Below are 20,895 nucleotides of genomic sequence, written 5' to 3'. Positions count from 1 at the left end.
ATTTAAATCCTTTTAATTTTAGATCCTTTCAATTTCTCAAAGGCAGGACTATATTTTTATTTTCAGAAAAGCGGTCTGACATCTCAAATTTCTTCAATTTTATCATATAGTACACTTCCCAGAACCGGGATCAGTACAAGTAGAAATAATAACAAAAATAACCATAAACCAGTCTGGTATGGTCCCCAGTTTCCAGAAGGAGTAATCCATTCTGGCGGGTAAAACCAGAGTTGTTCTTTAAAATATCGTTGGTGTAAAATAATTCCGAAATAATAACTTATAAAAGGAATTCCGTAAGCCATATAAGCAGATTGACACAGAGTTCCGCAGATACCTCCAAGGGTACTTATGATACCTCCAAGGATGCTCATGCGGAGAGCTTTCATTAGAAGCTTTGTCAGCAGATCTTTTGGAATATTTCCTTTTACTTCCATAGGATAAAATATAACAAAATTAACCAAAAGCACTGTTATGACTGCCAGTAACCAGACCAGAAAACCAGACATCAGAATAGAAAAAACCTTTCCTTCCACATATTGACTACGGCTGGTTCTGGGGAGAGCAGTTTTTAGAAATCCGCTTCTATACTCCTGCAGGAAAGAATCACTCCAGGTAAGCACTGCTGCTATGGGTAAAATAAAAGATACAATCTGACCTTTTATAGCGCTATCCAGAAGGTCTATAAAAGCACCACAAGTCAAAGGTTTCTTCAGACTGGGGTAGGTTTGTCCAAAGAGAAGAGCCGCACAAGCAATCAGCCAGGCTGCCAGAAAATTTTTGGATGTAAGCATACGTTTCATCTCACCACTCATGATTTTTCCCCCAGAAATTCAAACGGATATTTCTTCATTCTGCGAAGCGCCAGAATAACCAGTATTACTACCAGAATAAGAAAAAATACACAGGATTGCCAGAGCTTTGGGAGTAATGGATCATAGCCCAGATTATGTTTCCCATAGACGGCCTGGTTTAAGGGACTGATCCAGCAGATCAGTACGTTTATCTGATACATCTCATACTTTTCTTTATGTAAAACAGCTGCCAGTACATTGGGATCCAGAAGAAATCCATAGATACTGTAAAACAGACCAGCTATCATGCCTTTTGTTTTTCCTTTGTAGAGATTCCCCACCAGAATTACAAAGCTTAAAGTCAGGGAATAGCATAAAAGCAAAAGGAATATCTGTAGCATACAGCCGTAAGGTGAAATGCTTTCTATAACACGTACTGTAGATGGCACCTGCAGATTCTTTCCAAGATCAGAGTATCCAAGCATTGCTGCTGTGTCGCTCCACAGATTGCCTGGATAGCTGTCCTTCATGCACAGCACAGAAGTAAACAAAAGCATAAAACATGTATATAAAATCGTTACGAATGTAATATAGACAAACTGGCCTAAGAGCCATTTCTTCTTGGTGGTACGGATCAGCTGATAAGGAGTGACTGGTGTCATTTTCGGCAGGTCGGAGAACAGCAAAAGCAAAAGCATGGAACTTAGAAGCACTGCTGTTCCATCCCCGAAGGTCCACAGGAAAGGTTCAATTGCCTGTACAGGCGTATTGTAGTTATCCATAACAACCATGATTCTTCCTGTAAGCAGAAAACTGAGCACAAATTCCAGAAAGAGGGTAAAAATCACTTTGGGATTACGGAAAAAGCCGAAGAAATTGTAGCGAACAATTCCAAGTGTCTGCTTCATATCAGTATCCCAGACTACGGTCTATAATACTTCCGTCTACTGCATTGATGGTAAGAAAGCTCCAGGTAGGCCAATCTGTCGTATCTGAGTAGGTTTCACCATCATATTCGGAGTCAATCTTGCGGGATCCGAAGAAATCCCAGACAGGAACCAGAAGACCGGTATGGGCATCTGTGGATGGCTCATAAATTCTGGCATAGCCAAGCACGATACGGTCAATATTGAATACCCTGGAATTTTCATAGGTAAGGTTGTCCGCGTTGGTGACGATCATCATTTTTTCGTAGATATTCATGATCTCGCTGAATGGAAGCAGGCTTAAATTCTCAGTTTTAGTTTCTCCGATGGTGTATGGATTGCAATAAGTCATGCTGTCGATTCCGTCTGCATTTACATAAAAATAAAGGTTTTCGTAAGCCCAGGTTTCCATAGTACTGTCCATGTCTTCAAGCGCTCCACCTGCATCCATGGTATAGGTAAGCGGAGTTCCATTTATGGTACGGCTGTAGTAGATAACATAACCACTTCCGAGATAACTGGAGTTATCATCTGTTCCAATGGACGTCTGAATCGCATAATCCCATCCGCATTGGTTTAAATCGTCAAGGCCCATGGCATCTGCTTTTTCCTGGGCTAATTTCTTCGCGTCATCCAACGAAATTCCAATAGATTTTTCGGTAGGTTTTTCATATGGACTGCTGCTGGAATAATCGGACCAGACAGCGTCAGAAGGAATTTCTTTACCGTCTTTTTGGGCTATCTTCTGGATTCTTACTTCCAAAGAATAGGCTCCCCAGGAAGAGGTACGATAAGAATATTGGGAGCCGTCATCTAACTGGGCGATACCGGTAAAAGCATTGTCCTCCATAACTTCACCAGTACTGCTGTATGTCTGCACTCCCACGGCAGGTCTTCCTTCTACCAGATTTCTCGTTTCAGGTGCAGATTCATACTGGCTTTCCCAATAATCAATGTCATCGTAAATATCATATACGAGATTGCCATTATCATCGGTTCCCCAATTATTGGGATCCAGATTACCGTTGGCAACATCTTCTTTTAATTCGTCGATTTTTTTCTTGATCTCATCCTTTGTCTGTACATAATAGCTGTCTGCAGTGTAAATCTTCGCATTTGAGAAAAAGGCATCCGTGATACCATCAAGAAGATCCTGTGTGACCGCAGCTGGTGTAACAGAAATTGCAGATATCTTTTCCACATCTGGTATTTCTACAGCTGCATCCGTATTTACCACAAGCTTAGACGTGTCGTCTGTTACCTGACTTTTGTAAGTCTCAGGCGCATTGATCAGGTCGCGGATAGTGGTTCTGGCAGCTGAGGCATTATCCGGGTGAACGTCAGTGGAGGCAGCAGTATCACTTGTACCAGTACTTTCAGAAGCAGTTGTCTGATCAGCGGAGGAGGCATTTCCTGCCATATTGACATCCTTGTCATCCGCTTCTTTGTAAGAATCCAGTGCTTTATTTCCCTTCTGCCTTACAAGGGAAGATTCTGGTGTCTGTGCACATCCCGCTAACATTCCCATGCAGAGAGTAAGTCCAATCATTCTTTCTATATTCTTTCTCATTTGTTTGAAGTCTCCCTTTCGATGTTTGAACATAACCGGAGATTTAGGGGAACGGGTGTTTGATATTGCTCATAGTAATCACCGGTCATGTTCTGATATAGATTATAGTACTTGGAATTACACCAAATCTTCCGTAAATTGTAACTGAATTGTAATCTGGCAAGAATTTCTTTACCATTCAATGAATACACAGGTTCCCTTTCCTATTTCACTTTCAATTTTCATTTGAAATCCATGTATATCCGCGATTTTTTTACAAAGTGCAAGTCCCAGACCCACACTTCCATTCGCCCGGGAACGGGATTTGTCAACCATATAAAATGCCTCTGTCACTTTATCAAGATCTTCAGCTGGGATTCCTTTGCCAAAATCCTGGACCATCAGTTTCTCAGCCGTCGCTTCCAGTATGAGTCTGGAATTGTCCGCGGAGGCTTTTACTGCGTTGTCAATAAAATTGTTTACCAGACTTAACATAAGATCTTTGTCAAAGTTTTTCTTCAGATCAGCAGGTTCACACTGAAGTTCCAGACAGATATTCTTCTCTTTCAGACGGCAGAGGTTAAGCTGTCTGGAATCCTCCAGAAAAGATTTCACTGAATTTTCTGTTGGGGCAAAACGTGCCTCCCCAGTTTCATATAATCCGGTAAGTTCCAGCATTTTTACCGAAAGTCGGGACAGCCTGCGGCATTCACTGGAAATATAGGAGAGAGCTCTCTCCTGCTGCTGTCTTTGCAGGCGCACTGTGAGAAGGGTATCTGCATATCCCAGGATAGAGGTCATAGGTGTTTTCAGCTCATGGGCAAGACTTCCCATTAACTGTCGTTGTGTATGGTTTACAGTGGAAAGGCATTCAATCTGTTCTTTAACCTTGGAGGACATCTGATTAAAGCTTTTGCCAACCTGCGCCAGTTCCGTATCTCCTTCCGCAGGAACTTGTATATCATAGTTGCCTTCAGATACAGAAACCGCAGCTTCCCTTAATTTTGTAAGGGGTGCCATAATTTTCCGCAGGCTGAAAAAAAGAATTGTTCCGGTTAACAGAAGAAGAACCAGCGTCAACATACCCGCCTGATAAAAAAGGATCCTGTTACTCTCCAGAACATCAGAAACGTCTTTATAAGTGACAATCTGATAATTCAGATTTGTAGTTGACTCTGTGGAGGAATAAAAAAAAAGCAACAGTGTTTTACCGTCGGCTTTGCTGATAAGGGGATCACAGATATAAGTATCCGCGTCATACCATTTTCCGTGTAATTCCACTTCTCCCAGTTGTTCCTGGATTCCCTGAACATCGAAGTCATAGGCGGTACCGTTGTAAAGTTCTTCATCATTCTGATATAGAACAGCACTGTCATGGAAAATCTGTCGGAAAGCGTAGATAAGAATTCGGTTTCGGACTTTCTCATCGGAATTAGCGGACTGACTGCTTGTAAGTCTTAATTTCTCCTCAAATTGTAAAAGATTATTCTGAAATTTGGTATATTCATAGTTATTGATATACTGAATACTCTGATTCTTCCAGCGATATGAAGTATAGAAAAAAACAGCGGAGGATAAAATCAGGATCACGCAGGCCACCTGTAAAAAGATTTTTGTAAAAAGCTTCAAAATTCCACCTCCAGTCGGTATCCAATGCGGGGAATGGTTTTGATCCTGTCCTGCCAGCCCAGCTTTTTGCGGATACGTCCCACATGTGCATCTACTGTTCTTGTTTCTCCTTCGAATTCTACGCCCCAGAGACCGGCCAGAAGCTGCTCTCTTGTAAGAGCTTTATTGGGATTGCGGACGAACATCATAAGGCAGTTGTATTCCATTGGTTTCAGGTAAATTTCCTCTCCATTTCTGGTAACGGTATGGCTTATGGTGTCTATGGTAATATTGTTAATCTGTATCTGCTCCTGTAAATTTCCATGACGTTCCAGTACTTTCTCCAGGCGGACCATCACTTCCAGCATCTCGAAGGGCTTTACAATATAGTCTTCGGCACCTTCTTTAAGGCCTTTTACTTTGCTTGCGATGTCGGCTCTGGCGGTGAGAAAAATGACGGGAATGCCGTAGTGATTCAGTTCTGGTAAAAGGGTATATCCATCTTTTCCTGGGAGCATAATATCTACAAGGGCGCACTGGAACTCATGATCCCAGGCAATTCCTTCGCTGGCGTCATTGCCGTCCAGGTAGCTTACGGTCTGGTAGCCGGTGACTTCCAGGTTCATGCAAAGTAAGTTATTGATTGCTGGTTCATCTTCTATTACAAGTATTCTGGCTTTCATTTCGGGTCCTTTCTTGTATACTCTGAAAAATAGTCCTTATTTGATGTACTGGTTCTATTATACATGTTTTGGTAGTGATAAATGTAACCATATTGTAAAAAGCAGATATAGGGAAAAGTTGTGTGCGTTATTGATGGAAATGTGGCAGACTTTAAAGCTTTGTAGATATGGAGGCAGTCCTTATACAATCGCCCCACCTGAGATGGGTGGGGCGATTAAAAAATTATAGTATTTATTCAGCAGGTATTATTTCGCGAAGTGGTAACTGAGAAGTACAGAACAGTTACAAATTATTTACATGGAAATCAGTCCAAATGCATTTGCTACAGAGCTAAGCAGGATAATTGCTGCAAATATCGGGCAGAGGTATTTGATCATAAAGTTAAAAATCTTTTTCCTGCGGAAAGTTCCGCCTTCAGCTACTACTTCCTCCTCAATCTTTTTCACTCCCACTTTTCTGGAAATTAAAAGACAGGTTGCAAGTGCGGCAATTGGCATCATTACAGAATTGGTGAGGAAATCAAAGAAATCCAGAAACTGCATTCCAATGATTTTTACAAAGCCAAGCGGTCCATATCCAAGGGAAGAAAGAGTTCCAAGAAGAATCATGATCACACCAACAATAACGGTTGCTTTCTTTCTGTGCCATCTCAGTTCGTCCTGGAAGGTAGATACAGCGCTCTCCGTCAGGGCAATAGAACTGGTAAGAGCTGCGCACAGCACCAGTACAAAGAACAGAATCCCAATGGGAGTTCCCAACCCCATACTGGCAAATACCTTGGGAATGGTGATGAACATAAGCGCCGGTCCTGCCTGTAAAGTATCCGGATCTCCACCGGAGAATGCAAACACAGCCGGAATGATCATCAGACCTGCCATAATGGCAATTGCAGTGTCAAACACTTCTACATTCTTGGTGGAACCTTCGATAGATACGTCCTTTTTCATATAAGAGCCAAAGGTTACCAGAATTCCCATGGCAATAGACAGGGAATAAAACATCTGACCCATGGCGGCTACCACTGTCATCCAGGAGAAATTCTCAATATTTGGTACCAGGAAATATTTCACTCCTGCAAGGGCACCTGGTCTTGTAACAGAGTAAACAGTAATAAGCACAGATAAAAATACCAGAACCGGCATCATAAATTTGGAAACGCGCTCTACTCCGTTTCGGACTCCTGCATAAATGATTGCAACTGTTAAAAATGCAAAAATAAGGAAACAGACCTCTGTGGAGGTACCATTCGAAATAAACTCAGAAAAATATCCGTCTTCTGCCAGCTTCTGGCTGTTACCTTTTATATATTCGATCAGATATTTGATAACCCATCCGCCGATAACGGAATAGTATGGCACGATCAGGACTGGAATGATGGCATTGATCCAGCCACCAAAGGACAGCCATTTAGACTTGCCAAATTTTCCAAAAGCACCTACCGGACTTTTTCTTGTCATTCGGCCAAGGGCGGTTTCGGCGACAATCATGGAGTAGCCAAAAGTAAGTGCTAGAATAATGTAAATCAGTAAAAATATTCCACCGCCGTATTTTGCCGCAAGGTAAGGAAATCGCCATATATTTCCCAGTCCGACGGAAGCTCCGGCAGCAGACAGTACAAATCCCAGTTTACCGGAAAAAGTACTTCGTTCATGATGATGTTTTTCCATAAATTTTTCCTTCCAAATTCGTAAAATTTGTTTTTGCTTTTTATAAACTCCAACTCTTATGATGATAACATGGTTTTGTGTTAAAGGCAAACAATATATATAAAATAACAGCAATAACAAATAACAAATAATACAAAAACGAGGGAAAAATTATTGATTTTAATAAAATAAGATCTTATAATTAAGCTTATCAATTAACATATATATGTTATGGAGGGTGCGGATTATGAATGAAGAATTGTTTAATGAAGCAACGAAATCGAATGTTCTCACAAAGAAACTGATCGACCAGCTTCTTGAGAGCATGACCTACAGCAGCATTTCCTTTATCAACTGGACCATTGAGACTTTGTCTCTGATCAAGGCGCGTCTGCAGCGCGGAGACCGGATTACAGACGAAGTCAGCGGAGAGGTTTATACCTTATACTCTTTCCAGCAGTTTGTGGAGAAGAATTTTTCTACTTATATAGCAAGCCAGGTATTTAAAGAGACTTCTAAGCCGGAGAAAATTTACTTCTCTCTGAAACCGTGTGAAGAGGGATACAGTCTGGTTGCTGCTGATTCTGACAGTAATAAAACCTACTCCTGGATCTCAAGCCTGAGTAAACGTTTCTCATTGGTAGAAATGATCGCCACAGGAATTGTATATGTGAAAGATACACGTACGAATACTTATCAGCCATTTATTTCCGGAAATGGCAAATATTGTAAGTATGATAAAGAGAAGGGAATTCTTGTAGAAATTTAATTATATTAACTTCCAGAGCGTATTTGAAAAGGGCTTTCTGCAAAAACTCCCGCAAAGTGGGGCGTGCAGATTACGGGAATGATTTATCAAATACGCTTTAGGGTATCAGACATAACAGACGGACACAGATCGCAAGGACTGCTTTAGCGAAATTTCAGCAAAGAAGTCCTTGCAATCTGTGTCCATTTTATTACATTCTAAGTTTTTTATGAAACTCCCGGATAGTATCATTGCTGTTAAAAATAAACATTCCTGCAAATACCAGCAGACTGATTCCTGTGCATACCACAGATGGGTATGGGAAACGGATCTGGTGAAAAAACATAAGGATCAGCGGTACCAGACCAGCAAAAGCAGCCTGAACAAGGTAAAACAGATACTCTTCTTTTTCCAGCTTTTGTACTTTTACGATCACAGGTATAGAGCCAAGCACTGCAAGAGCGCCAAATGGAAGGACAAAATCCAGAGACCATCCATGCCATCCGGTATATTTGTCCCACAGAACCGCGATAATAGTTACCAGGATCAACTGTATGATCTCGTTTTTTAAGATATTCCTCCGTTTGGCATAAGCAACCGCTACGATCAGCCATCCGCAAAGACAGCCAGCTGCGGCGAACCAGAACCAGTCCAGTTTTTCCCGTGTAAGGTAATTGATCATGCCGCAGAGAATTGCAGCTGCAATGCAGACAAAATTGAAAACCTGCACGATTCTCTGCGCCTCCTTTTTCTCTTTCAGGGAACAGCCGGGGAAATTATTGGTTTTTTCTGTATAAGGAATTTCTTCTTTTTTCAGCATGTTCAGAAAATTTCGCTGAATATTATCCTTGGGAAGCTTGGAGGTAAATCCAAGAACCATTTCGTTTTCGTAAGAGCAGGAACAAAGCTGCATGGAGTTGGTACTTGCGAAAATTCCGAAACGGTCAATGTACTGGTTATACTCCTTTGGAAAACGAAGAATTCCAATATTGGAATAAACAGCCGTAATGCTTCTAGAGCTTAGGTTTGCTCCCAGCATAAGGAAATATTTCTTTATTTCCAGGGGAACTGCACGGATGACCGGATTTTTCTCCAGACGGACATAGCTATTCATATGTCTGGCAATTTTCTCTTCTACCAGTTCTGCGGCAAACTGCTCTTTCACGTGAGCCAGAATTTCTGTAAAATCAGAAGTTTGGGAAAAATCATGTCCCACTTCTATCCAGCCAAAAAAATTTGCCATAGACTGTGAGGGAAAATAATTCCGCAGATTTACAGGAACCATAAGGGCAATGGGGCGATTTTGCCTGCTCTTGGGAATTTCCTCATGGATGGAACAAAGAAACATGGCTGTGATCAGAATGGTTATGGAGACACCGTATTCTTTTGCTTTTGCATGAAGCTCTTTTACCGGAAGTACAATCTCTGTAATATGCATATCCTCATGAAGCAGCCGTTCTCCCGGAAGTCTGACAGCGCGAGGTTTTTTCTCAGAATTTCCGGGAATATCCGAGGAATAATACTGGGAAAAGCTATCCTCCTCCTGATCACCGGGGGTGCTCATATCCGTGACTGGAAGAGAAGGCAGATCCTGTTTCGGGTGAGCCTTTTTCAGATAATTGCTTACAAGTTCCTGGAGAAAATGCATTGCCCCGGTACCATCTGTCAGTGCATGGAAAACTTCAAAATTGATTCTTTTTTCATAATAGCTGACCTGGAAAAGAAGATTCTTTTTGTCCGGAATATACAGCCTGCTGCATGGAGGCTTCTTCTCTTCCTTTACAATTGGACGAATATCCCTGTGTTCCAGGTAGAACCAGAATAATCCTTTTCGGAGAACCATCTGAAACAGAGGATATTTTTCCATGGTTTTTTCAAGAGCGGCCTGAAGAAGCTCCGGTTTTACATTTTCCTTTAGTTCACAGTAAAAACGAAATACTCTGGTATCATTTTTGCCAGTTACCAGAGGAAAAGCAAGGGCCGCGTTATCCAGTTTTCTCCAGTTCGAATATCCTTCTTTCAATTTTCACACTTCCCTTTTTAAGAATTCGTTCATATAAGAAAAACTTTCCTGCACATGGAAAAAGCGGATTCCAAGAGCAAAAAAGCCGTGAAGTGCATCTTTGATCCGGTGTACTTCTACATAATTACCAGCCTCTGCCAGTTTTTTTCCATAATCTTCGCCTTCATCACGAAGAGGATCAAACTCTGCTGTGAGAATCAGGGTTTCTGGCATATTAGAAAAATCTCTTGCCAGAAGAGGTGCAAAATAAGGGTTGACCCGATCCTCCGGACAGCTCTCATACAGATTCAGATAATCCTGCATTTTCACTGCAGTAAGCAGGTAGTCGGTGCCGTTCTTTTGCACAGAGGCATAGGGAGATGCGGTTGTATAGGTATTATATAAGGCTGGATAAATAAGAATCTGCCGGAATACCTGAAAGTCGCCCTTGTCTCTTGCCATAAGAGCAACTGCGGCTGCAAGATTTCCTCCGGCACTGTCACCCATGATAGTGATTTTCCGGGGATCAGTATTCAGAATCAGCTTATTGGTGTAAAGCGCTTTCGCCGCTGCATAACAGTCCATCAGAGCCGTTGGAAAACGATATTCAGGAGCAAGCCTGTATTCCACAGATACTACAATATGACCGGTAGACTGGGACATTCTGGCACATACACGGTTATAGGTATCCACACTTTCTGTCACCCATCCTCCGCCATGAAAAAATAGAAGAACTGGAAAAGTATGGCCTTTTTCCACCCCGTTTGTCATGGCTTCTTCAGTAGGAAAATAAATCCGCAGAGGGATTTCGTAGTCCTCGTTGAAAATCTGGATATCCATTTTTTTCAGAAAAATATTCATGGCATCCAGCTTCTTAATGTCCACCAGTCTGCGGGAGGATTCCACTTCGATATTGCCGTAGGAAAGGGTGTGGAGAATTGCTCGCATGGTTTTGGAAATCATGGCCTGTATTCCTTTCTGGTTTTAAAATCAAGCTTCATCAGACTGTTCTGTTATGGAAAAATCAGTCTTCTGCATTAGCTGGCAGGCATCAGATAGAACGGAAGCCTTTTCCAATGATTTCGCTGCTGTTTACGATGGTAATAAATGCATGAGGATCAATCTGTCTTAAATGAATACGAAGACGGTTGGTCTCGCTTCGGGTAAGCACAGTCATCATTACCTTCTGCTCCTTCTTGGTATAGATGCCAAAGGCCTTCTGCTCTGTGGCAGAACGATGCAGGTCATTGATGATGAACTCTTCTACCTGCTCCGGATATTTACTAATGATCGTACATACCTTTCTCAGGTTCAGACTCTCAATTGCACTGTCTACTACAGTGCATTTCAGGATCATTCCAAGAATACAGTAAAGTCCGGTCTGGGCACCGTAAAGGTAAGCAGCGATCAGCACAATTCCCAGGTCACTGACCAAAAGTGCACGCCCGATCTCAAGGCTGGTATATTTGTGCAAAATCATTGCCACAATATCAGTACCACCAGTGGAGGCACCGACATTAAATACCATAGCAGCTCCCACTGCAGGAAGGATCACTGCAAAACAAAGCTCCAGGAACACGTCATGTGTAAGTGGCGAACTAAGGGGATAAATAGCTTCACAGGCACTTACATAGAAAGACAGGGCAAAAGAGGAATAGACAGTCCAGCCCATGGAGCGGATTCCAAGGAAGAAAAATCCAAGTACAACAAGTGCTGCATTGACGATCCACATAAATGCACCTACATTCCACTTCGGAAATAAGGTAGAAAGGATAATAGACAGACCAGATGTACCACCAAATGCGAAATGGTTGGGTGTTTTAAAAATGGCAATTCCAACCGCTGTAAAAATCAATCCCAGATTCAGAATGATAAAGAACATCAGGTTGTCTTTTGTAAATATATTTTTTTTCATAAAACGAGTCCTCTCCTTCTTTCGGTGAACTCAGTATAACGTAAAAAATGAGTCCTGTAAAGAAACGGAATCAAAGAATCCCGCAAGGCAGAATTATACAAACTCTGTTTTCCCGCTCTTCTTCGCTGCATCTATAAGCTCTCCTAACCGCTTATTGCAGCTTCCAACCGGAACAGCCGTGCAGATTATCCTCTCACAGCTTTCCATGGCTTTTTGCGCCTTCTGGAAGGCTTCTTCACTGATTTCCATGAAGGGTTCTTCCGTGATCACCTTTGAAGCCAATAGTCTTGCCAGGCGGTAATCCACGTCATTGGTGTAAAGAATACCTGCAATAAAAGGTGTATGCTCTTTCTGCAGCTGACGGAATATGGGAATACCAGTGCCGTTTCCACAGATTACGAAAGTTTTCGCTTCTCCGTCTGGTTTCGGAAGCTCAATACTTCCAAACAGGGGATCAAAAAATCCATTGTTGATCTCATACAGCTCCTTGATCATGTTCTCTTCAAAAATATCTTCCGGCTTTCCAAAATGAGAAATAGTATCTCCCTTTACGCAGATGATCTTATCTGCAATTTTCTGTGCCAGATCGATTTCGTGAAGAGACATGATAACTGTGATCTGCTTCTTTTTTGCCATATCCCGAAGAATGGATAAAAGATCCAGCTTATGTTTGATATCAAGGAAAGAGGTTGGCTCATCCAGAATAATAATATCCGGTTCCTGGCAGATCGCACGGGCAAGAAGCACTCTCTGACGCTGGCCATCGCTGATGTTGTTAAAGTCACGACTGCCAAGCGATTCCGCATGCACCGCTCTCATGGCTTCCTCTACCTTTTCCTCATCCTCTCTGGAAAGAATACCGAGTCTGCCTGTATAAGGGTAGCGTCCGGTTGCCACAATATCATGACAGGTCATAAGCTCCGGACGCATTCGTTCCGTAAGAACTACTGCCATGCGTGTGGAAAGCTCTTTATAGGAAAAAGAATTCAGATTGCGATCATCAAAGTAAACTTTTCCACCAATGATCTGCAGCTGTCTTGTGATACTTTTCAGAATCGTAGATTTACCAGAACCATTTGGACCAATGAGGGTTACAATCTCCCCTTTTTTAATTCCAATACAGATATCATGAATTAAGGCCTTTTTGTCATAACCGACAGAAAGGTTATCCATATGAAAATAGTAATTATCCATTTCAGTTTCCTCTCTTCTTCCGCAACATCATGAAAATAACAACAGGTGCTCCAAAGATGGAGGTAACGGTACTGATATTCAGCTCCAGAGGGGCAAAAGCCATTCTGGCAATCAGGTCACACATCATACAGAAAACTGCACCGCCCAGGAATGTTCCCGGAATGATTATAAGTGGTCTGGATGTGCCGAAGCTTCTTTTCATCAGAAATGGGACTGCAATTCCAACGAAAGAAATCGGTCCTGCAAAAGCAGTTACAGTTGCTGATAAAATACTGGAAAGCAAAATCAATGCAACACGGAAGAATTTGATATTTACGCCCATGCTTTGTGCATAAGCTTCTCCCAGCTGATAAGCACCGATGGGCTTTGACAGCAGGAAGGTCAGGGCCAAGGTAATTCCTACCACCACACAGGAAATGTAAACGTTACTCCAGCTCATACCGGAGAAGCTTCCCTGTGACCATCCGTGAAGATTTACAATATCGGAATCATCTGCAAAAGTTACCACAAAATCAGTTACTGCAGAACAGATATAGCCAATCATGATTCCGGCAACCAGAAGGGTGGCCATGTGCTTGATCCTTTTTGAAATCAGAAGAATAAAACCTATGGAAATCAGGGAACCAATAAAAGCTGCAATGATCAGAGTGTAAGAAGTTACGTTTACAGCTCTGCCAAGATAATAAATCATGGTAAGAGCTACTACCATTTTCGCACCGGAAGAAATTCCCAGAACAAAAGGTCCTGCAATGGGATTTTCAAAAAAGGTCTGGAGAAGAAAACCAGATAGGGATAAGGCACCTCCAAGAATGGCAGCCATCAGGATCCTGGGAAGACGGATTTTCCAGATGATGCTGTATTCTTTTGTATCTGTGGCTTTTTTCAGCAGGATATCTATGATCTCAGACAGAGAAATATGAACATTTCCTGTGTTGATATTCAAAACTGTGATCAGGCCAAAGGCCAGGATCAGCAGAATGAAAACCATAGCGTAACGAGATCGTCTCTTAAAATTTTCCATGTGGAAGCTGGTTCCAGCGGATTGATTGCTCATTTTATTTTTCTCCATTTTTGTTTCATTTACAACAGAACCTGCTGTCAGCTCAGCTTATGAAGAAAAGTCATATCCTCTTCACTTCCGCCGGTAAGCATCAGGTTCAGATCTGTGATCAGTTCACCAATTGTATCTGTATGCTGGTACATGGAATCATCAGTTACCCAGACATTTCCCTCTTTTACGGCTTTAAAATCAGCCATCAGACTTTCTTTTGCAAGAAGATCGTCTATGCTTTTTACAGACGCATCAATACTGGAGTTGTAGATCAGATAATCTGCATCTGACGCAGTATTATAGAATTCCTCCATGGTAATGGCAACGGAAGTTTTTCCACTGTCATCCTGAAGATCTGCGAATGCATTTCTTCCACCGGCAATCTCGATCATGCTGGAAATATAATCTTTAGGATTACGTACTACAGGAGAACCGCTGGTATTGATGTAGAAAAATGCAACTGTTTTTTCTGTATTTGTAAAGTCCTTTAGCTTCTCAATAACCTGTGCCTGCTGGTCAAAGAAGGTCTTTGCCTCCTCTTCTTTGTTCATCATTGCGCCATAAAGCTTGATCCACTCTGTACGTCCAAGGGGCTGGCTCTCATAGCTGGAGCGATCGGTGAAAACAGGAATTCCAAGAGTTTCGATCATCTCCTGTACCTTCGGTGCATGAAGGATCATGGTAGACTCTATTGCAAGATCACAGTCGTCACCTACCAGAAGCTCGTAATCCGGTTCATCGTATTTTCCCGCAAAGGTCATTTCGCCGTTATTGATAGCATCAGCTGCTGACTGGATATACCAACCGGAAGCATCAAGACCTGACAGCTTGATGGAGTCTACACTTCCGATTGCATCGAACAATGCCATCGGGGAAGTGGCTGCCATGTAGATGGTGTCAAGTGGCTGCTGAAGGATCTGGATTTCAGGATCCAGATCATCAGGTGCCTCTTTGCCCTCTGGGACGATCAGATATCTGGCATCATCATGGATGTCCAGAAGTTTGTAACCGTCATTGTAATAATACACGTCAAAGCATTCTGCAAAAGACAGATCCATGGCGGATTCATAGGTCAGACCTGCAATTTCAGGTGCAGCATTTTTTTCTGATGTGTCAGAAGAAGTCTCCCCGGAAGCATCTGCTTTCAGGTTCTCCTCTTCTGCCCATACCGGAGTAATGGCAGTAAATGTCATAACTGTTGCTGCAAAAATACTTAAAATTTTATATTTCAGCTTTTTGTCATACATTTTTATTTTCTCCTGCTGATTATTCTTGCTACTGTGCATATGGTGAAGAATAGTAATTTATTCTTCCTCATCAGTTACAAAAATTGCTTCGTAAGCTTTTTCCCACTCAGCTTTTGCATTGTCATCCTTTTCATCTGCAGAACGGTCCACGATAAACGGGATTTTCAGAGTGGAATATTTCTCTGCGGAATCTTTCAGAAGGTTTTCTTTTGCTTCTGTGTCTGCTTCCTCTGTCGGGAGAATATCAGAAGAAAGGATAGAAATACCGCACTGACTCTTTACAAGAGCTTTGTAATCTGTATCTTTATCTTTTCCTGCAAAAGTTACGGAACCATCTTCCAGAGCAGCTGTAAGGCTGTCTACCGTACAGTCCTCTTTTTCCATTCCAAGAGCAGTAACTTTGTCTGTAAGATCAAGCTTATCCAAAATGTTAAGAGCATCTGTGGAAGCCACATAAGCAGATTCTACCGGCTGGTTGATTACGATTACATCTTTATCAAGTCCTGCAGGGATAACAGCACCCTCAGGTACGATCAGGTATTTTACAACATTGCCCATGTAGAGCTTTTCTGTACCTGTAAGTTCCTGGGAATCAGCAGCTTTCGTTTTTTCATCTTCTTTTCCGGAATCAACAGTTTCCGGTTTTCTTGCAGTATCTGTTGTCATATCTACTTCAAGAAGGGTAATACCCTTTGCGTAGTGATAAAGCTTAAAGTATTTTGCATGCTCAAGAGTAGTTTCGTCTTTATACTCAAGACCTGTGATCTCTGGTGCAGAATCATCCAGCTTCTTGTTTCCTGTGGAAAGCATGCTGTTGTCATCAGCTGGGTTATCCTTGTCTGTTTTCTTCGGATCGTTTGCACCCTTTAAAGCGATATAAATGGTGTAAGTGATTTCATGAGCCTGGGACATTCTGGTTGTCATACCAATGATCGTATTATTCTGGTTCAGTGCTACCGGAATTGTGAAAGTAGAAGTTCCGCCGCCGCATGCACCGTAGTATTTATTTCCATTGGCTTTTACATAACCGTAATATTCACTGCTGAATACAATAGTCGCATATGCCTGACCATTTGTTACCGTAACTTTGTTACAGGAAATGCTGACCTTTCCAGAACCACCAGACCAGGAGAAACTGTCAGGAGTGTAGGTTCCATCTGCTAATGTAGTAGAACTGTTTACAGATGCTGTTCCGCCGCTTAAGTCAGATTCGTATTTGGATTCCTCTTCCGGTTTCTTGTCTGGCTTTGGAGTTGCTGTTGGTGTAGGAGTTGCTGTCGGTTTTTTATTTGGTTTTGCAGTGGGTGCAGGAGTTGCTGTGATTGTTGTGTCAGGAGCAGTATCTGGCTGCGGATCATCCTGTACGTCACCTATCTTATTTAAAGTGCTGGACTGGAAAGTCAGGATCCTGTCATACCAGATCTGGTTTTTGTGGGAAAAAGCAGCAACTGCAATTCCATTGTCCAGGGCTTCAACAGGAATCTCATATGTATATTTGCCATTTGCGTCTGCCACATATGGAACCCAGGTGGAGGAATCTGCTGCGGCAGCTTCTTCTTTTGTTCCCAGACATAGATAGTCGTAACCAGTTCCGCTTAAAGTAAGAACAGCTGTCATTTTTCCGTTTTTGGAAGTAAGGACACAGTCAATTACACGGAACATAGATGAACTGGAGTTTACTGTAATATTATAAATTCCGCTTGCACAGCTGCCTGGAGCAGGGGTTGCTGTTGGCTCTGGGGTGGTGGCTGCTTCCGGAGTTGTGCTTGGCACTGGAGTTTCAGTTGGTGCAGGAGTCTCAACCGGTGCTTCGGTAGGCTCTGGGGAAACAGTTGGTTCCGGTGTTGGAGCAGCCTCTCCATATCCTGGAACCGCCGGTACGGTAATCGTCAATATACCCTTTGCGTACCAGTTCTGGCTCTTCTTGGAATGAGGAACGACTGCTATTGTCTGAGCTTCCTTGCTTGCAGTAACTTCAAAGGTGTAGGTATAGCCTCCTGCACTGTTCTCTACTCCTTTGATGGAATTTGCTTCTTTATCAGAGTCACTGGCACTGCCAAGATAGATCATGTCATAATTCTGTTTTGCGGTAGAAAGTGTGACAATATATTTATCCTCCGAAACCTTTACAGTGGAACCGGTGATTACGAACATTGCAAATTCATCACCGTTTTCTTTTACAAGCTTGATTCCGGCATCTGTAATCTCATTCTGGGCTGGTGCCTGGGTTGGAGCTGCAGTTGGCAGTGGAGTGGCAGTTGGCTCAGGGGCTGCAGTTGGCTCTGGAGTAGCTGTTGGTTCCGGGGCTTTCATTCCTGGAACGTTCAGTTTCAAAGCCATATTTGTGTACCATTTCTGATTTTTTACAGAAAATGGTACGATGCTGAAAGTCTGGACCTGTTCACTGGCAGGAACCTCAAAAATGAAAGTATAACCATCTTCATTTTCTGTACCAACGATTGCTGCTGCATTTTTTGCTTCGTCAGGATCTTCTTTAGAACCAAGATAAAGCTTCTCATAGTTCTTTCCGTCAGTATTGAGGGTTATCTTAATTTTATCACCATTTAATTCAGCAGAAGAGCTTTTGATTTTAAGCATTTTATATGCACTGTTATCTTCCTTGTCAATGGTCATGTTGGAACCATCTGGGTTCAGATCCTCTGGCTTTGTTTCTGGTTTATCTGTCTCTTCGGTTTTGCCCTCTTCTGTTGTTTCTGGTGCAGCTGTAGGCTGTGGAGCTTCTGCTTCCTCATTTTTGCTTTCTTCAGCAGGTGATGCAGTAACCTCAGGAGTGGTCTCAGAGGCAGGTGTTTCTGTAGCAGCAGGTGTCTCTTTCACAGCAGAGGCATCCACTGCTGCCGGAGTTACTGTAGTGTCAGTGTTTTCTTCCTCAGCTGTTGCGTTCTCCTGCACAGGAGTCTCAGCAGCAACAGCAGTCTTCTCCGCCTCTGTTTCTGGAGTTGGTGTAACAGAAACCTGTACGTTTGCATCCTCATTTTCTGCCTGTGTAAGTACAGCAGGAGTGACCGTCATCGCGACGGAAAGGAACAGTGCAAGAAAGCGTTTTGAATTTCTTTTCATTTCTTTTTCCTCGATTCTTCCTATTATTTTATAATTTGAATAAATCCCAATTGCTTCTGGAGCCTGTTTGTACAATGGGCAATCCTGACAGGATTATTTCAAAAAAATGCCTGCTTCCTCTGAGAAAACAGGCACTAAAAATTCAATATATTGTATTATCAAATATATTAATGAGAATGAAGTACTTTCTTCGGAAGCTTTCATTAAACGAATTCAGCAGGTTTCCTGACTTACAGATCAACACAGAATCCATCCTTCTCAGCAATATACCAATGGTTTCACTGGATTCTACTCCCTGGTTACAGTGACCGGATCGTTCAGGACTTTCACCTGATTCCCTCTTAGAGCGTGTTGAAAAAATATTCCCACAATCTGCACGCTGTAGCAGACAGATATGTCTGGCACTGAAAACGGATTTATTCAATTCACCTCATTATAGCAGACCGTTATGTCGAAATCAATAGATTTATAGGGTTATTGCTTGTATTTACTGTACCCGACTTCATCTGTGCGGAGAAGTGTTCCATTCTCATCGTAGACACTGCGGTAGGTTTTACAGGTGTTTGGATCGGAATGCTCTGTAGTAATCTCTACCGTATTATTGTCAGTTTGGGTTCCGTAAATGGATACCGTTACGGCTTCCTCTTTTTCATCGTAAGAGGCTTCAATTTTAATTGGATAAGCAGTATTATTCTGAAAACGGAAATCCTGACCTCCCCACACCACTGCTGCGTCCAGACCATCCTCAACATAATCAATTCGGGCAGCGTGATTATGACGCTCAACAATGGTCAGATCAGACTGCAGGCATGCCATAAACAACGTAGTGGAAATCTGGCAGATTCCGCCTCCGATATCCTGGGCATGTTCGCCTCCTACAATTACAGTTGCTTCCCTGTACCCTCGTTCCTCAGTACGTGGACCTAAAGTATCGTTGTAGGAAAAAATCTGTCCTGGCTGAAGTTCCACTCCATCACAGGCTTCCACGGCAAGCTTCAAATTGGCAACACGGTTTTCGGTACCGCCGCCATATGTAGTATAAGTACCAAGAAGATTCAGATAAGGAAGGGCTTCTATCTCTTCTGTAGAAACTTCGGGCACGGTTATTTCAAGGGAGATGGTAATCTTTGCCCCTTCTTTTGCTTTTTCCAGCTTCTTTGCAGCTGACTTCACATCAAATGAAATTCCGGTAACTGCCGGAATAATTTCATTATTTTCCCCCAGAGAAGCATCTGTGGCATCTGTATGTACTTTTTCATAATAGGATTCCAGATCCAGTTCCTCTGGCGGTGTCTTCATAGTAGGACATTCGATAACAGCTTCATAATCTTCTATGGAAATTGCTTTTAGAATCGCTTCTTTCAGTGCATCCATATCCGGACCGATTCCGGTTTTTCCCTTAGTGATAACCAGCTCTGTATCTGTAAGTTCACAGGAAGTCTGTATAGTGGTGGATCCCTTTGAAATTCCAGCATCCTCCAGAAGCTTGTCCAGTTCGTCTTTATTTCTGGCTTCCGGCATAAGGGTGACTTCTTCCTTTGTCTTGCTGTTCATCAGTTCGATGCGGTCAGTTCCATGAGTAAACCAGGCACCATGTCCAAGAGCATAGGCACTTTCTACAATTGATTTTACATCAAGACCGAGAACAGGATAGATGGATACCTTAAAGTTCTTTCCATTCAGGGTAATGGTCATCTGTGTGTTCTCATATTTTTCCTGAAAATCTTTTGAAATTGCGTCAATGGCTTCCTCTTTGGTCATTCCCTGAATGGCTATGCCGTTTATTTTAAGCTTCTTCCAGATTACATTATCTGTAAGAAAATGACACCACAGCCCATACGCACCTGCCAGAATCAGAACCAGGATCAGAACTTTGATCACACCGTTTTTCACTTGTTTTTTCATGTAATAATTTTACCTTTTGCAGTCTTTTTTAGAGCGTGTTTGAAAAAGGCTTTCTGCAAAATATATCGCAAAGTGGGGCGTGCAGATTGCAGGAATGATTTTTCAAACAGGCTTTAGAGCAATGGGGTAAAAAAGCATGTCCGGTTTCCGGTATGGCATGCAGCCCCTACCTGCTCTACTTTTGCCAGAATTGTATCATTATCACAGTCAATAGTCAATGATTTCACATACTGAACATGACCGGAGGTTAGTCCTTTGGTCCAGAGCTCGTTGCGGCTACGGCTCCAGTAAGTCATTTTTCCCAGCTTCAGAGTGGTAAGGTATGCTTCCTCGTTCATGTACGCAAGCATAAGAACTTCGTCTGTTTTGTAATCCTGCACAATAACCGGAACCATGCCGTCACTGTTTAATTTGAAATCTGACCAGGACATTTTGGACTTTAATTGGTTCTGTTCCATATTTTTAATACTCCTTTATGAAAAATTCTTCTGCAATTATGCCACCTGCTTTCATGCTCAATTCGAAAAAAATGAAAACAAGTGGCATAT

16 protein-coding genes and 1 riboswitch are annotated in these 20,895 nt (G+C 42.3%); of the genes, 1 reads left to right on the top strand and 15 read right to left on the bottom strand.

All coding sequences use genetic code 11. The features are described 5' to 3' along the window. Window positions 1–83: 83 nt before the first annotated feature. The 6 genes from I4V84_RS16620 to I4V84_RS16595 form a co-directional block, all read right to left on the bottom strand. Complete coding sequence (locus tag I4V84_RS16620; RefSeq protein WP_226841014.1) at window positions 84–812, bottom strand: ABC transporter permease; 729 nt, start codon at window positions 810–812, stop codon at window positions 84–86. Next, window positions 809–1,699: a hypothetical protein gene (locus I4V84_RS16615; protein ID WP_195993003.1), complete on the bottom strand. Its 891-nt coding sequence runs from the start codon at window positions 1,697–1,699 to the stop codon at window positions 809–811. Before I4V84_RS16615 ends, I4V84_RS16620 begins: the two co-directional genes overlap by 4 nt. Before the next feature lies 1 nt (window position 1,700). Continuing rightward, a complete protein-coding gene (locus I4V84_RS16610; RefSeq protein ID WP_195993002.1) occupies window positions 1,701–3,287 on the bottom strand; it encodes a DUF6034 family protein in 1,587 nt (528 codons plus the stop codon). A gap of 171 nt (window positions 3,288–3,458) precedes the next feature. Continuing rightward, the gene (locus I4V84_RS16605; RefSeq protein WP_148463382.1) at window positions 3,459–4,895 is read right to left on the bottom strand and encodes a HAMP domain-containing sensor histidine kinase; all 1,437 of its coding nucleotides are present in this window, start codon (window positions 4,893–4,895) and stop codon (window positions 3,459–3,461) included. Next, window positions 4,892–5,557 (bottom strand): response regulator transcription factor, encoded by a 666-nt coding sequence (locus I4V84_RS16600; RefSeq protein ID WP_173771923.1) that lies wholly within the window; start codon window positions 5,555–5,557, stop codon window positions 4,892–4,894. The genes I4V84_RS16605 and I4V84_RS16600 overlap by 4 nt, the downstream gene beginning before the upstream one ends. A 294-nt stretch (window positions 5,558–5,851) precedes the next feature. Continuing rightward, window positions 5,852–7,225 carry a sodium-dependent transporter gene (locus tag I4V84_RS16595; protein WP_195993001.1) on the bottom strand — a complete coding sequence of 458 codons (1,374 nt, stop codon included), beginning with the start codon at window positions 7,223–7,225 and terminating at the stop codon, window positions 5,852–5,854. Between the two features lie 226 nt (window positions 7,226–7,451). Between I4V84_RS16595 and I4V84_RS16590 the strand changes: the two genes are divergently transcribed. Beyond that, complete coding sequence (locus I4V84_RS16590) at window positions 7,452–7,973, top strand: hypothetical protein (protein WP_118583489.1); 522 nt, start codon at window positions 7,452–7,454, stop codon at window positions 7,971–7,973. Window positions 7,974–8,163: 190 nt separating this feature from the next. Here I4V84_RS16590 and I4V84_RS16585 read toward each other — a convergent pair whose 3' ends face one another. The 9 genes from I4V84_RS16585 to hisI all read right to left on the bottom strand — a co-directional run bounded on the left by I4V84_RS16585 (window position 8,164) and on the right by hisI (window position 20,805). After that, window positions 8,164–9,975, bottom strand: a complete 1,812-nt coding sequence (locus tag I4V84_RS16585) for a DUF6320 domain-containing protein (protein ID WP_195993000.1) — start codon at window positions 9,973–9,975, stop codon at window positions 8,164–8,166. Window positions 9,976–9,978: 3 nt separating this feature from the next. After that, on the bottom strand, window positions 9,979–10,902 hold the full coding sequence (locus I4V84_RS16580) for an alpha/beta hydrolase (RefSeq protein WP_148463403.1): 924 nt from the start codon (window positions 10,900–10,902) through the stop codon (window positions 9,979–9,981). A gap of 103 nt (window positions 10,903–11,005) precedes the next feature. Next, window positions 11,006–11,869 carry a YitT family protein gene (locus tag I4V84_RS16575; RefSeq protein ID WP_118583485.1) on the bottom strand — a complete coding sequence of 288 codons (864 nt, stop codon included), beginning with the start codon at window positions 11,867–11,869 and terminating at the stop codon, window positions 11,006–11,008. A 93-nt stretch (window positions 11,870–11,962) separates the two neighbouring features. Continuing rightward, window positions 11,963–13,063 carry an ABC transporter ATP-binding protein gene (locus tag I4V84_RS16570; RefSeq protein WP_195992999.1) on the bottom strand — a complete coding sequence of 367 codons (1,101 nt, stop codon included), beginning with the start codon at window positions 13,061–13,063 and terminating at the stop codon, window positions 11,963–11,965. A gap of 1 nt (window position 13,064) precedes the next feature. Continuing rightward, entirely contained in the window at window positions 13,065–14,117 is a 1,053-nt protein-coding gene (locus I4V84_RS16565; RefSeq protein ID WP_118583481.1) for an iron ABC transporter permease, read from the bottom strand. A gap of 44 nt (window positions 14,118–14,161) precedes the next feature. Next, window positions 14,162–15,361: an ABC transporter substrate-binding protein gene (locus I4V84_RS16560; protein ID WP_195992998.1), complete on the bottom strand. Its 1,200-nt coding sequence runs from the start codon at window positions 15,359–15,361 to the stop codon at window positions 14,162–14,164. Window positions 15,362–15,418: 57 nt separating this feature from the next. After that, the gene (locus I4V84_RS16555) at window positions 15,419–18,442 is read right to left on the bottom strand and encodes a hypothetical protein (protein ID WP_195992996.1); all 3,024 of its coding nucleotides are present in this window, start codon (window positions 18,440–18,442) and stop codon (window positions 15,419–15,421) included. A 197-nt stretch (window positions 18,443–18,639) separates the two neighbouring features. Continuing rightward, window positions 18,640–18,813, bottom strand: a riboswitch (cobalamin riboswitch). Window positions 18,814–18,916: 103 nt separating this feature from the next. Continuing rightward, complete coding sequence (locus I4V84_RS16550; RefSeq protein ID WP_195992994.1) at window positions 18,917–20,347, bottom strand: VanW family protein; 1,431 nt, start codon at window positions 20,345–20,347, stop codon at window positions 18,917–18,919. A gap of 113 nt (window positions 20,348–20,460) precedes the next feature. Then, entirely contained in the window at window positions 20,461–20,805 is a 345-nt protein-coding gene (hisI, locus tag I4V84_RS16545) for a phosphoribosyl-AMP cyclohydrolase (RefSeq protein ID WP_173771934.1), read from the bottom strand. Between the last annotated feature and the right edge of the window lie 90 nt (window positions 20,806–20,895).

The sequence above is a fragment of the Ruminococcus sp. 1001713B170207_170306_F1 genome (assembly GCF_015668065.1).
In the GTDB taxonomy this organism is placed as follows: Bacteria; Bacillota; Clostridia; order Lachnospirales; family Lachnospiraceae; genus Blautia_A; species Blautia_A faecis.
Note: the sequence above shows the minus strand (reverse complement) of the source record. Positions and strands in the feature narration are given on the sequence as shown.

Excerpts from the sequence above, each read along its gene's own strand:
- I4V84_RS16590 (WP_118583489.1), top strand. The coding sequence starts at position 7,452 with ATGAATGAAGAATTGTTTAATGAAGCAACGAAATCGAATGTTCTCACA.
- I4V84_RS16595 (WP_195993001.1), bottom strand. The coding sequence starts at position 7,225 with ATGGAAAAACATCATCATGAACGAAGTACTTTTTCCGGTAAACTGGGA.
- I4V84_RS16610 (WP_195993002.1), bottom strand. The coding sequence starts at position 3,287 with ATGAGAAAGAATATAGAAAGAATGATTGGACTTACTCTCTGCATGGGA.
- I4V84_RS16565 (WP_118583481.1), bottom strand. The coding sequence starts at position 14,117 with ATGAGCAATCAATCCGCTGGAACCAGCTTCCACATGGAAAATTTTAAG.
- I4V84_RS16620 (WP_226841014.1), bottom strand. The coding sequence starts at position 812 with ATGAGTGGTGAGATGAAACGTATGCTTACATCCAAAAATTTTCTGGCA.
- I4V84_RS16575 (WP_118583485.1), bottom strand. The coding sequence starts at position 11,869 with ATGAAAAAAAATATATTTACAAAAGACAACCTGATGTTCTTTATCATT.
- I4V84_RS16580 (WP_148463403.1), bottom strand. The coding sequence starts at position 10,902 with ATGCGAGCAATTCTCCACACCCTTTCCTACGGCAATATCGAAGTGGAA.
- I4V84_RS16550 (WP_195992994.1), bottom strand. The coding sequence starts at position 20,347 with ATGAAAAAACAAGTGAAAAACGGTGTGATCAAAGTTCTGATCCTGGTT.
- I4V84_RS16615 (WP_195993003.1), bottom strand. The coding sequence starts at position 1,699 with ATGAAGCAGACACTTGGAATTGTTCGCTACAATTTCTTCGGCTTTTTC.
- I4V84_RS16555 (WP_195992996.1), bottom strand. The coding sequence starts at position 18,442 with ATGAAAAGAAATTCAAAACGCTTTCTTGCACTGTTCCTTTCCGTCGCG.
- I4V84_RS16600 (WP_173771923.1), bottom strand. The coding sequence starts at position 5,557 with ATGAAAGCCAGAATACTTGTAATAGAAGATGAACCAGCAATCAATAAC.
- I4V84_RS16560 (WP_195992998.1), bottom strand. The coding sequence starts at position 15,361 with ATGTATGACAAAAAGCTGAAATATAAAATTTTAAGTATTTTTGCAGCA.
- I4V84_RS16570 (WP_195992999.1), bottom strand. The coding sequence starts at position 13,063 with ATGGATAATTACTATTTTCATATGGATAACCTTTCTGTCGGTTATGAC.
- hisI (WP_173771934.1), bottom strand. The coding sequence starts at position 20,805 with ATGGAACAGAACCAATTAAAGTCCAAAATGTCCTGGTCAGATTTCAAA.